Source organism: Streptomyces apricus (assembly GCF_008369065.1).
GTDB lineage: Bacteria > Actinomycetota > Actinomycetes > Streptomycetales > Streptomycetaceae > Streptomyces > Streptomyces apricus.
The window spans coordinates 1-11,964 of record NZ_VDFC01000017.1; the positions used below are offsets into that span (position 1 = coordinate 1).

The 11,964-nt window shown below is 74.0% G+C and carries 10 protein-coding genes; 6 read left to right on the forward strand and 4 right to left on the reverse strand.

Annotation, left to right across the window (positions count from 1 at the left end; genetic code table 11):
* Positions 1 to 1,284: diaminopimelate decarboxylase (gene lysA / locus FGF04_RS06395; RefSeq protein ID WP_149510258.1), on the forward strand; the 1,284-nt coding region annotated here is incomplete at its 5' end.
* A 141-nt stretch (positions 1,285 to 1,425) separates the two neighbouring features.
* Here the strand turns inward: lysA and FGF04_RS39935 are convergent.
* Complete coding sequence (locus FGF04_RS39935) at positions 1,426 to 1,590, reverse strand: hypothetical protein (protein WP_188113983.1); 165 nt, start codon at positions 1,588 to 1,590, stop codon at positions 1,426 to 1,428.
* 331 nt (positions 1,591 to 1,921) lie between these two features.
* On the opposite strand from FGF04_RS39935, the gene FGF04_RS06400 reads away from it, so the two are divergent.
* The 3 genes from FGF04_RS06400 to FGF04_RS06410 all read left to right on the forward strand — a co-directional run bounded on the left by FGF04_RS06400 (position 1,922) and on the right by FGF04_RS06410 (position 7,126).
* Positions 1,922 to 2,440 carry an AAA family ATPase gene (locus FGF04_RS06400; RefSeq protein ID WP_149510259.1) on the forward strand — a complete coding sequence of 173 codons (519 nt, stop codon included), beginning with the start codon at positions 1,922 to 1,924 and terminating at the stop codon, positions 2,438 to 2,440.
* A 222-nt stretch (positions 2,441 to 2,662) separates the two neighbouring features.
* A complete protein-coding gene (locus tag FGF04_RS06405; RefSeq protein ID WP_149510260.1) occupies positions 2,663 to 5,902 on the forward strand; it encodes an alpha-L-rhamnosidase in 3,240 nt (1,079 codons plus the stop codon).
* Positions 5,903 to 6,010: 108 nt separating this feature from the next.
* Positions 6,011 to 7,126 (forward strand): AI-2E family transporter, encoded by a 1,116-nt coding sequence (locus FGF04_RS06410; RefSeq protein WP_149510261.1) that lies wholly within the window; start codon positions 6,011 to 6,013, stop codon positions 7,124 to 7,126.
* 82 nt (positions 7,127 to 7,208) lie between these two features.
* On the opposite strand, the gene FGF04_RS06415 is transcribed toward FGF04_RS06410, so the two are convergent.
* Positions 7,209 to 8,180: an STM4015 family protein gene (locus FGF04_RS06415; protein WP_149510262.1), complete on the reverse strand. Its 972-nt coding sequence runs from the start codon at positions 8,178 to 8,180 to the stop codon at positions 7,209 to 7,211.
* Between the two features lie 121 nt (positions 8,181 to 8,301).
* Positions 8,302 to 9,351 (reverse strand): medium chain dehydrogenase/reductase family protein, encoded by a 1,050-nt coding sequence (locus FGF04_RS06420; protein WP_149510263.1) that lies wholly within the window; start codon positions 9,349 to 9,351, stop codon positions 8,302 to 8,304.
* 170 nt (positions 9,352 to 9,521) lie between these two features.
* Between FGF04_RS06420 and FGF04_RS06425 the strand changes: the two genes are divergently transcribed.
* Both FGF04_RS06425 and FGF04_RS06430 read left to right on the forward strand, forming a co-directional pair.
* Positions 9,522 to 10,178: a TetR/AcrR family transcriptional regulator gene (locus FGF04_RS06425; RefSeq protein ID WP_149510264.1), complete on the forward strand. Its 657-nt coding sequence runs from the start codon at positions 9,522 to 9,524 to the stop codon at positions 10,176 to 10,178.
* A 150-nt stretch (positions 10,179 to 10,328) separates the two neighbouring features.
* Entirely contained in the window at positions 10,329 to 11,501 is a 1,173-nt protein-coding gene (locus FGF04_RS06430) for a M23 family metallopeptidase (protein ID WP_235882218.1), read from the forward strand.
* A 53-nt stretch (positions 11,502 to 11,554) separates the two neighbouring features.
* On the opposite strand, the gene FGF04_RS06435 is transcribed toward FGF04_RS06430, so the two are convergent.
* Positions 11,555 to 11,935 carry a winged helix-turn-helix transcriptional regulator gene (locus tag FGF04_RS06435; protein WP_149510265.1) on the reverse strand — a complete coding sequence of 127 codons (381 nt, stop codon included), beginning with the start codon at positions 11,933 to 11,935 and terminating at the stop codon, positions 11,555 to 11,557.
* Positions 11,936 to 11,964 lie beyond the last annotated feature (29 nt).

The following is an 11,964-nucleotide window of genomic DNA, read 5'->3' on the forward strand; positions in this document are numbered from 1 at the left end:
GTCTGGCCCCGCTCCGCGCGCACCGGGGCCGACGGGGACGTCCTCGTCGGCGGAGTCCCGCTCAGGGAGGTCGCGGCCCGCTTCGGCACCCCCGTGTACGTCCTGGACGAGCAGGAGGTCCGGGAGCGCTGCCGGGCCTACCGTGCGGCCTTCCCCGGGGCCGACGTCGTCTACGCGGCCAAGGCGTTCCTGTGCCGCGCGGTCGCCCACTGGGTGCGCGAGGAGGGCCTCGGCCTCGACGTCTGCTCCGCCGGGGAGCTGGAGCTCGCCGTCGGCACGGGATTCCCGCCGGAGCGGATCGTGCTGCACGGCAACGCCAAGAGCCCCGAGGACCTACGGGCCGCCGTGCGGCTCGGCGTCGGGCGCATCGCCGTGGACAGCGCCTCGGAGATCGCCCGGCTGGCCGCGCTCACGCCCGCCGGCGGTCGCCGGCAGGTCCTGGTGCGGGTGGTGCCGGGCATCGCCGCGGGCGCGCACGCCAAGGTGCGCACGGGCACGGACGACCAGAAGTTCGGCCTGTCCGTGACGGACGGGTCGGCGCAGGAGGCCGTGGCCGGGATCCTCGAACAGCCGCACCTGGAACTCGTCGGCCTGCACTGCCACCTGGGCTCGCAGATCGCGTCGGTGGACCCCTACGAGGCCGCGGTCCGGCGCATGGTCGCCCTGCTGGCCGCGGTCCGCGACCGGCACGGTGTCGCCCTGCCGCAGCTGGACATCGGCGGCGGGCACGCCATCGCCCACCGGTCCGGCGAGACGGGCCTCGACGTGGGCGAGCTGGCCGTGCGCGTCCGCGCCACGCTCCAGGAGGGCTGCGCCGCGCACCGCCTGCCCGTGCCCCGGCTCACCCTGGAACCGGGGCGGGCGATCGTGGGACCCGCCGGGGTGGCGGTGTACCACGTGCTGGCGGTCAAACGCACCGGGAAGCACACCTTCGTCGCCGTGGACGGCGGTATGAGCGACAACCCGAGGCCCGCGCTGTACGGAGTGCGGTACGCGCCCCGGCTGGTCGGGCGCCCGTCGTCGGCGCCGCCCCGCACCGTCACGGTCGTGGGCCGGCACTGCGAAGCGGGTGACGTCCTCGCGGACCGGGTGGCGCTCCCCGGTGACGTGCGCCCCGGCGACCTGCTGGCGGTCCCGGCCGCCGGGGCCTACCACCTGTCCATGGCCTCGGGGTACAACCTGGTCGGCCGGCCCCCGGTGGTCGCCGTGTCGGGCGGTACCGCACGCGTCCTGGTACGGCGCGAGTCGCTGGACGACACAATCCGCCGGGACGTCGGCCTGTAGCACCGCCCGCAGCCGGGACACCGGTCGTGCAGCACCGCTCGCGCCCGGGACGTCGGGCTGTGGCACTCGCCCGCGCCCACCGGGCCGCCGGGACCGCCGCACCGGCCGCTTCGCCCACCGCGGCCAGGCCGGGGCCGGGGATCAGCGGCCTCGGGGTGCCCCCCGTCGCCGCTGGGCCGGCGGAGGCGTGGGCGGCGAGAAGGTGTCCTCCTCGTCGTCCAGGGGCGGCAGCTCCACCGTGTACTGCGGCTGCAGGAACAGACCGTGGTGCTGCGGCGCGGCCGCGGCGGGCGCCGTGTCCTGCACGGGACGTGCAGGGTCGCGATGCGAAGAGGCAGGCATCCAAAACCATCCGGAGTCGGGAGTCGCGCGGATCGGAGGCGGAGCGGTCGACCGGTGACGACCGGTACCCGTGCGCCTCGCGCGCGACTGCCCATTAGATCCTATCTGCGGCGCGAGGACGAAAGGGCGCGGTGCGCGACGCGCTCCGGATGACGGATCCGCCCCCGCGGACGCCCCCGCGCGGCCCGCCGGGACCCCGCACCGGGACCGATCCGTCCCCGTGTGACCGGATCGTCCGGTACGGGGTTCCCGGGGGGACCCGCCCGGCCGCGCGATCCCGCCGTAAGGTGCCTGCGTGCAGCGGATCTTGGTGGTGGGTGTCACGGGTGCCGGTAAGTCCACGCTCGCCCGGGCGGTGGGCGAGCGGCTGGATCTGCCCTACCACGAGATGGACGCGCTGCACTTCACCGGCCCGGGCTGGGCCACCGACGACCGGCTCGTGGAGACCGTCTCGCACCTCACCGACGGCCCCCGCTGGATCATCGACTCGATCGGTCACCCCGATGTGCGCGACCTGCTCTGGGAGCGCGCCGACACCGTGCTCTGGCTCGACTACGGCAGGCGCGTGATCATGCCCCGCGTCCTGCGCCGCTCCGTGCGGCGCACCGTCACCCGCGAGAGCATCTTCGGCGGCAACCGGGAGACCTGGGCGGGCTGGCTGAGCAGGGAGCACCCGGCCTGGTGGGCCTGGTCCCAGTACGCGGGCCGCCGCCGCGAGATCGAGCGCCGCACACGCGATCCCCGCTTCGCTCCCCTGGCCACCACCCGCTTCCCCCACCCCCGCACCACCGCGGCCTGGCTGGCCTCCGTGTGACCGGGGCGGTCCGCGCGCCCGGGCCGTCCGAGAGACCTTGAGGTCATCGTCGATTGAAACCGTTCAATCGACGAAGTCCCCTGGCACTTCAGGCCACTTCACAGTAACCACCGCATCTGGCAGCCCGTCAAGAATGTGCTGCACGCTCATTGACCCTCACCCCTCGCGCCCCTACGTTCACCGGGAGTGAATCGATTCACACTTCCTACCCGAGGAGCCGCAGTGATCAGCAGGAGGAACATCCTCGCGGGTACGGCAGCCGCGGTGGCGGTCACGGCGACGGCCGCCGGCAGCGGATCCGCGGTGGCCGCGCCCGCCTCCGCACCGGCCGGGGCGGGCGCCCGGCGCGGCGCCCTGCGCGTCACCGCGCCGACCGTCGAGTACGTCCGCAACCCCCTCGGCACCGACGCACCGCACCCCCGGTTCAGCTGGCCGTCGGTCTCCGCCGAGCCGGGCGCGCGCCAGAGCGCCTACCAGCTCCGCGTCGCCTCCCGCGCCGCGCGCCTCGGCGACCCCGACGTCTGGGACAGCGGGAAGGTCGCGTCCGGCGACTGCGTCCTCGTCCCGTACGCGGGCCCGCGCCTCACGCCCCGCACCCGCTACTTCTGGTCCGTGCGCGTGTGGGACGCCGACGGCGGCATCTCCCCCTGGAGCGAGCCGTCGTGGTGGGAGACCGGGCTCATGGAGGCCGCGCAGTGGTCCGCGGACTGGATCTGCGCGCCGCCCGCCCTCACCGACGCGCCCTCCCTCGAAGGCAGCTCCTGGATCTGGTTCCCCGAGGGCGATCCGGCCACCACCGCGCCGGCGGGCACCCGCTGGTTCCGGCACACCTTCGACCTGCCGGACGCGGTCACGGCGGCGACCCTGGCCATCACCGCGGACAACGTGTACTCCGTCTCCGTGAACGGCACCGAGGTGGCCCGCACCGACCTGGAGACGGACCACGAGGGCTGGCGCCGGCCCGCCGTCGTCGAGGTCCTCGGCCGGCTGCGGACGGGCCGGAACGTCCTCGCGGTCTCCGCCGCCAACGCGTCCGAGGGACCCGCCGGCCTGATCGCCTCCCTCACGCTGCGGACCGCCTCCGGCGAGCGGCGGGTCCGCACCGACGGCTCCTGGAGAGCGGCGGACCGGGAGCCCGCGGGCGACTGGCGCGGAGCGGACTTCGACGACGGCGGCTGGCCCGCGGCGAAGGAGGCCGCCGCCTGGGGCGCCGGCCCCTGGGGCAGGGTCGTCGCCGCGTCGTACGCCGCCCACCAGCTGCGGCACGCGTTCCGGCTGCCGCGCAAGAAGGTGGTCCGCGCCCGCCTGTACGCCACCGCCCTCGGCGTGTACGAGGCGCACCTGAACGGCCGCCGCGTGGGCCGCGACCAGCTCGCCCCGGGCTGGACCGACTACCGCGAGCGCGTCCAGTACCAGACCTACGACGTCACCGCGCTCGTGCGCCCCGGCGACAACGCCCTCGGCGCGTACCTGGCCCCGGGCTGGTACGCGGGCAACGTCGGCATGTTCGGGCCGCACCAGTACGGCGAACGTCCGGCGCTGCGCGCCCAGTTGGAGGTGGAGTACGCCGACGGGACGCGCGAGCGGGTCACCTCGGGGACCGGCTGGCGGGCCGCCGCCGGACCGGTCGTCTCCGCCGACCTGCTGGGCGGCGAGACCTACGACGCGCGCAAGGAGACCCCCGGCTGGACCTCGCCGGGCTTCGACGACTCGGCCTGGCAGGACGTGGTGCGCGCCGCCGCCGACGCGGCTCCCCCGCTGGTCGTGGCCCAGGTGGACGGTCCGGTCCGGGTGACCGAGGAGCTGCCGGTCAGGGAGGTGACCGAGCCGAAGCCCGGCGTCTTCGTCCTCGACCTGGGCCAGAACATGGTGGGTGCGGTACGGCTGCGCGTCTCGGGTGCGGCCGGCACGACCGTCCGGCTGCGGCACGCGGAGGTGCTGAACCCGGACGGCACCCTCTACACGGCGAACCTGCGGACCGCCGCGGCGACCGACACGTACACCCTCAAGGGCGGTGGCGAGGAGACGTACGAGCCGCGCTTCACCTTCCACGGGTTCCGCTACGTCGAGCTGACCGGGTTCCCCGGCACCCCGTCCGCGAAGGCGCTGACCGGTCGCGTCATGCACACCTCCGCCCCGTCCACCCTCGACTTCGAGACCGACGTGCCGATGCTCGACCAGCTGCACCGCAACATCACCTGGGGGCAGCGCGGCAACTTCCTCTCCGTTCCGACGGACACGCCCGCACGCGACGAGCGGCTGGGGTGGACCGGTGACATCAACGTCTTCGCGCCGACCGCCGCGTACACGATGGAGTCCGCGCGCTTCCTCACCAAGTGGCTCGTGGACCTGCGCGACGGGCAGACCGCGGAGGGCGCCTTCACCGATGTGGCGCCCATGGTCGGCACGGTCGGCAACGGGGTGGCCGGCTGGGGCGACGCGGGGGTCACCGTCCCCTGGGCCCTGTACCAGGCGTACGGCGACCTGCAGGTGCTGCGGGACGCCTGGGGGTCGGTCCGGGCCTGGCTCACGTACCTGGAGCGGCACAGCGATGGCCTGCTGCGGCCGGCGAGCGGGTACGGGGACTGGCTGAACGTGTCGGACGAGACGCCTAAGGACGTCGTCGCCACCGCGTACTTCGCCCACAGCGCCGACCTCGCCGCCCGCATCGCCGGTGAACTCGGCGAGGACCCCGCCCCGTACGCCGGGCTCTTCGAGCGGATCCGCACGGCGTTCCGGACCGCGTACGTCACCTCCGGGGGCCGGGTGAAGGGCGACACGCAGACCGCATACGTCCTCGCGCTGTCCATGGACCTGCTGCCGGACGGCCTGCGCGCGGCGGCCGCCGACCGGCTGGTCGCGCTGATCGAGGCCAAGGACTGGCACCTGTCCACGGGCTTCCTCGGCACGCCGCGGCTGCTGCCCGTCCTGACCGCCACGGGGCACACCGACGTCGCCTACCGGCTGCTCCTGCAGCGCTCGTTCCCCAGCTGGGGCTACCAGATCGACCGGGGCGCCACCACCATGTGGGAGCGCTGGGACTCCGTCACCCCCGACGGCGGCTTCCAGACACCGGACATGAACTCGTTCAACCACTACGCCTACGGGTCGGTGGGCGAGTGGATGTACGCCAACGTCGCCGGCATCGCACCGGGCCGGCCCGGCTACCGGGAGATCGTGGTCCGGCCCCGGCCGGGCGGCGGGGTGACCTCGGCCCGCGCCACGTTCGCCTCGGTGCGCGGCCCCGTCTCCACCCGCTGGCGGCAGCGCTCCGGCACCTTCGCCCTGACCTGCTCGGTGCCCCCCGGCACGACGGCCGAGGTGTGGGTCCCGGCCGACGGCCCCGACGCGGTCACCCACACCGAGGCGGCGTTCCTGCGCGGCGAGGACGGCTGCGCGGTGTACCGGGTCGGCTCCGGCACCCACCGCTTCACCGCCCGGCGGACGGCCGACGGCGGGTAGCGGAGCCCGGTCCCCGGCGACCGGTCCGGCGGCGCCCAACGCGGCACGGGCGCCGCCGGGTTGGCGGGGCTCCACGGAAGTGCGCCGGTGGCGCCCTAGGGTGATCACATGTCTGCCTCGTTGAGTTCCGCCAGATCCCGCGCCGCGCTGCGCGTGTCGGCGCGCATATCCGTCGAGCTGCTGCTGGTCCTGGTGATGACCGCGGTGGTCCTCTGGCTCCTCGGCCAGATGTGGTCCGTGGTCTGGCCCCTCGTCCTGGGGCTGCTCCTGACCACGCTGACGTGGCCGCCGACCCGGTTCCTGCTCAGGCGCGGCTGGCGCCCGGCACCGGCGGCCTCCCTCGTGACCGTGCTGTTCCTGGTGGTCGCCGCGGCCGTCGTTGCGCTCATCGCCGTCCCGGTGGCCTCCCAGTCGGGCGACCTGTCCGACGGGGTGGTGGCCGGTCTCCACAAGGTCCGCGACTGGGCCGCCGGTCCCCCGCTGAACGTCGGCGAGGACCAGATCTCCAGCGCTCTGGACAACGCGGTCGAACGCATCCAGAAGAGCGCGGGAAGCATCACCACCACGGTCGTCACGGGCGTGAACACCGTGGTCAACGGGCTGGTGACGGCCGTCCTCGCGCTCTTCCTGATGTTCTTCTTCCTCAAGGACGGACCGCGGTTCCTGCCCTGGCTCACCCGTCAGCTGCCGGGCCGCCTCGCCGTCCACGTCCCGGCGGTGGCCTCGCGCAGCTGGGACACCCTCGGGTCCTTCGTGCGGTCGCAGGCCGCGGTCGGTCTGCTCGACGCCGTCTTCATCGGCATCGGCCTGTGGATCGTGGACGTGCCCCTGGTGCTCCCGCTGGCGGTGCTGACCTTCGTGTCGGCGTTCGTGCCGATCGTGGGCGCGCTGTTCGCCGGCTTCGTCGCGGTGCTCATCGCCCTGGTCTCCAACGGGCTGACGGACGCGCTGATCGTGCTGGCGATCATCGTCGCCGTGCAGCAGCTGGAGGGCAACGTCTTCCAGCCCATCATCCAGAGCCGCGGGCTGGGACTGCACGCGGCGGTGATCCTGCTGGCGGTGACCCTGGGCGGCAACCTGGCGGGAGTGGTGGGCAGTCTCCTCGCCGTCCCGGTCGCCGCGGTGTTCGCGGTGTTCTGGAACTACCTGCGCGAGCAGCTCGCCGAGCCGCCCGGCGAACCGGGCGGCGGCGAGCCGCAGGCGGACGCGGCCGTTCCGTCCTAGGACCCGTCGTGGCGTCCGTACCGGCAGGGGCGGTCGTACCGGTCGTGGCGGTGGTGGCGGTCGTACCGGTCGTGGCGGTGGGTCACTCCCCCGCCGCCACGTACCGGTCCTCGTCCTCCTCGGTCTGCTCCCGCTCTTCGAGGTCGAGCTTCACCCCGGCGGGCTCCAGGGCCTCGCGCAGCCGCTGCATCATCGGTTCCGAGAGGAAGTGGTGGCGCAGGTCCAGCTCCTCCAGGTGCGTGAGGGGCTGGCCGCTCAGGAGCGCCGCGGCGCCGGTGTCGCTCAGGGTGCCCAGGCCCAGGTGCAGGGAGGCCAGCCGGGCCACGACGGGGGCACCGGCCACGGCGGCGGCGATCTCGTCCTGTATCTCGCTGTTGCGCAGGCCCAGGTGGCGCAGGGCGGGCAGGCGGTCGCCGTCGAGGACGGGGGCCAGGTCCGCCAGGGTGGTCGTGCAGCCGTAGTACTCCGCGCCCAGCCACAGGTCGAGACGGCGCAGGGCGGGCAGGTCGCAGGCGGCCACCGCGCGGGCCACCTCGCCGGGCAGACCGCCGTTCTCCAGGCGCAGGACGCGCAGGTGCTCGTGGCGCAGGGGCGTCAGCTGCAGCCCGGGGCCGTCCTCGAAGCCGTTGCCCGAACCGCGTACGCCGAACTCCAGGAGGCGGGGGTAGGCGGCCAGAATGGGGGTCACGTCGCCCTGCACGATCCAGGACAGCTCGGACTCCTCGAACGTGAGGTCGGCCAGGTAGAGGGCTTCGAGCCCGGTGAGGCGGTCCGCGGCGGCCACGAGCCGCGTGGCCGTCTCGGCGGGGTCGTCCGCGTCGAACTCGGAGCCGTAGGCGCCCGCTCCCAGGACCAGGGCCCGCACCCGTGCGGTGTCCACGGTGTCGAGGAAGCGGTCCCAGCACTCCTCGAAGGACTCGCCGCCGTAGCCCTGGTTGCGGGACAGCCTCCAGGCGACCGTGTCGGCCGCGGGTACGGGGCCGCTCTCCTCGTCCGGGGACGGGAAGTCGTGGACGGGCAGACCGTGCAGTGTCGTCAGATGATCGATGGTCACGGCGGAAGCCTTCCATACCCGAACGGCCTTTGCGGCCAACCCACTTGGAGACCGCGAACGGGATCGTCCCGCACCGGGGCGGCGCGGCCGCGACCGGGGCACCACGCCTCCGGCCGGGGCGCTACGGGTTCAGCACGACCTTGCCGGCGACCGTGCCGGACTCGGCCAGGCGCATCGCCTCGGCGGCCCGGGCGAGCGGGAGCCGGGCGGCGATCAGGGCCGTGACCTCGCCGCGCCCGTACGCCGCGAAGACCTGGGTGAGGTCGGCGCGCAGCCGGGCCCGGAACCTGTTCTTCGACAGCGCCCGGCCGGCCCAGACGTTGAAGAAGGAGGCGCGGCGGCCGTTGGGCAGGGTGTTCCACAGCCAGGTCCGGGCGAGCAGCTTGAGCACGGGCCACTGCTTGGACCCCGTGTCGTCCCGGGTGGCGGCACTGCCGTAGGAGACGAGCGTGCCGCCGGGCGCGAGGAGCCTCCAGGAGTCGACGATGCCCCGGCCGCCGACGTGGTCGAAGACGGCGTCCACCCCGTCGGGGGCGAGTTCGCGCACCCGCGCCGCCATGTCCTGGTCGCGGTAGTCGACGGGCAGGACGCCCTGTTCGCGCAGCGCCTCGTGGTGGCGCGCGGACGCCGTGCCGATCACCCGCACGCCCGCGGCGCGGGCGAGCTGGACGAGGACCGAGCCGACCCCGCCGTTGGCGCCGTGCACCAGGACGGTCCCGCCCGGGCGGACCCGCGCCGTGCGGTGGAGCATCTGCCAGGCGGTGATGCCGTTGACCACCAGGGTCTCCGCCTCCGCCGCACCGATCCCGGCCGGCACCTCCACGACGTCCGCCGCGTCGACCAGCACGTGGCTGGCCCAGCCGCCGACCTTGAGCAGGGCCGCCACCCGGGTGCCGGCCAGGCCCGGCTCGACGCCCGCGCCGACCGCCAGCACCGTCCCGACCAGGTCGTACCCGGGGACGAAGGGGAAGGGCGGCTGGTCGTAGTAGCGCCCCCGGCGCATCTGCTGCTCGGCGAAGGAGACCCCGGTCGCCTCCATCCGGACCAGGACCTGGCCCGGCCCCGCCACGGGGATCTCGCCGTGACGGACCTGGAGGCCTTCCGGCTCCACCTTGCCCGGCAGTACGACCTCGACGAGTTCTGCGGCGTTGTCGAGTTCTCCGGCGTTCATGACGGCCTCCAGTGCCTTGGTTGTGTGGATCGTTCGCGTCGCGCCTTATGGCTGCTTGCGTTCGTTAGAAGTTGTAACGCATCGCGAAGAGAGGAGTCAATAGCGACCGTGATAGCCTCTAACTAAATTGCGGCACCGAGAACGCAGAGAGCGCGGAGAGGCGGCAGGCCATGGGGGACACGGGTGGCGGGACGCCCCGCGAGCGCTACCGCGCCCAGGTGCGCTCGGAGATCAAGGCGCACGCCTGGGAGCAGCTCGCCACGGCGGGGGCCTCCGCGCTCTCCCTCAACGCGATCGCCCGGCAGATGGGACTGAGCGGACCCGCGCTGTACCGGTACTTCGCCGGCCGCGACGAGCTGATCACCGAGCTCGTCCGGGACGCGTACCGCAGCCTCGCCGACACCCTGCGCGCCGCCGGAGCCGCGGGCCCTGACCTGCCCGCACTGGCGCACGCCCTGCGCGGGTGGGCCCTGCAGGACCCGCAGCGCTACTTCCTCGTCTACGGCACGCCCGTGCCCGGCTACCACGCGCCCGACGACATCACCGCGATCGCCCGCGAGATCATGGCGACCCTGCTCGACGCCTGCGCCGCCCTGCCCCCGGGGGGCCCCGCGAGGCCCTTCGACACGCACCTCGCGGAGCACGGGAAGTGGGCGGACGGCCATCCCGCCGGCCCCGCGACCCTGCACCGCGCCCTCACGTTCTGGACCCGGCTGCACGGTCTGCTCTCCCTCGAACTCGCGGGCCACTTCACCGGGATGGGCTTCGACCCCGCCCTGTTCTTCGCCGCCGAGCTGGACGACCTGATCGGGCCGCCGCAGGACTGACCGGCCCCGCGGCGTCCCGTCCGGCGGACGCCGGTCCTGCCCGTTCGGGCAGACAGCCGTGCCTCCGTGCCCGCTGTCACGCGGGCGGCGCCCCGCTAACGTCGGGCGCGTGAGCACCACGACCCGCGCCGGCCTCCGGGAAGTCCGCCCGTGATCGACGACCGGCCGGACGGGCCAGGGCCGAGCGATCCCCTTACGGGTGAGGCGCGTACGGCCGGCACGCAGACCACCGCACCAGGAGAACCACCGACGTCAGGGCCAGAGCCGGAGACGGAACCCGCTCCGAAGCGCGTCCGCCGCCGTCCCGGGCCGTTCACGCTGCTGGTCCTGCCGGGGCTCCTCGCCCTGATGGGGGTGGCCGGCTTCCTGGCGGCGACGGGCGGTCTGTCCGACGCCTGGTCCCAGGGGTCGGACGCCCCGGAGACCCCCGGGGTGCGGATCGACGCCTCGTACGTGCCCTGGCTCCGCAAGGCGGTCGCGGACTGCACCGTCGTCAAGCCCTCGGTGCTGGCGGCCCAGATCGACCGGCTCTCCGGCTGGGACGACGACGCCGGGACACTGTCCGGCGAGAAGGGCATCGCCGCGTTCACGGACGCCCGGTGGCGGACCTGGGGCAAGGACGACGACGGCAACGGGCGCTCGTCGCCGCGCGATCCGGCCGACGCCATCATGGCGCTCGGCCGGCAGGACTGCTCCCTCGCCGAGGAGGTGACCGACCTCAGGACCGAGGGCATCGTCAACGGGAACCTGGCCGAGCTCACCCTCGCCGCGTACGCGTCGGGCACGGACGCGGTGCGGAAGGCGGGGCGCGTCCCCGCCGGGGCCGAGACGTACATCAGCGAGGTCACGTCGCTGGCGGCGCGCTACGGTGCGGTCGACCGGGAGAGTTCCGGGGGCGCCGTGAACCAGGTGCCCGGCGCCGTGCTGGCGGCGCCCGTGGCGAACCTGACCGTCACCTCGCCCTTCGGATCGCGCCAGCACCCCCTGACCGGGGTGACCAAGCTGCACACCGGGATCGACTTCGCCTCGCCGCAGGGGTCGCAGGTGTCCGCCGCGTCCAAGGGGCGGGTCGTGTTCGCGGCGATGACCAGCGCGTACGGCAACCGCGTGGTGATCGACCACGGCACGATCGACGGCAAGCGCCTGGAGACGACGTACAGCCACCTGCTGTCCCTGCAGGCCTCCGCCGGCCAGGAGGTGGCGGCCGGGACGCCGATCGGGCTGGTCGGCTCCACCGGCCTGTCCACCGGCCCGCACCTGCACTTCGAGGTGATCCTCGACGGCCACTACACGGACCCGCTGCCCTGGCTGAACCCCAGTTGAACACCGGCGACCGAACCCCGGCGGCCGAACCCCGGCGGCCGGACCGCGGGCGCTCAGGTGCCGAAGCGGCGGCGGGAGGCCTCGATGTGCCCGAGGTAGCGGTGCGTCCAGTCGCACATCCCGTCGACCGTCCTCTTCAGCGCCTGCCCCGGCTCGGTGAGGGTGTACTCGACCCGCGGCGGCACGGTGGGGTGCACCTCCCGCTCGACCAGGGCGTTGCGCTCCAGCATGCGCAGGTTCTGGGTGAGCATCTTGTGGCTGATGCCCTCGATCTCGTTGCGCAGCTCGCTGAAGCGCAGGGTGCGCTCCCCCAGGGTCTCGATGATCAGCAGCGCCCACTTGTTGGCGATGTCCGAGAAGAGCTCACGGGCGAGCGAGTCCGCGCGGGTCAGGTCGGCGTCCTCGGGCGAGCCGCTGTACTGCTTGGTCACCATGAGGTTCCTCCGTCACCGAAAAGTGCGTT

Coding starts and splice junctions, on each gene's coding strand:
- FGF04_RS06410 (WP_149510261.1), top strand. CDS start 6,011: ATGTCTGCCTCGTTGAGTTCCGCCAGATCCCGCGCCGCGCTGCGCGTG.
- FGF04_RS06420 (WP_149510263.1), bottom strand. CDS start 9,351: ATGAACGCCGGAGAACTCGACAACGCCGCAGAACTCGTCGAGGTCGTA.
- FGF04_RS06425 (WP_149510264.1), top strand. CDS start 9,522: ATGGGGGACACGGGTGGCGGGACGCCCCGCGAGCGCTACCGCGCCCAG.
- FGF04_RS06435 (WP_149510265.1), bottom strand. CDS start 11,935: ATGGTGACCAAGCAGTACAGCGGCTCGCCCGAGGACGCCGACCTGACC.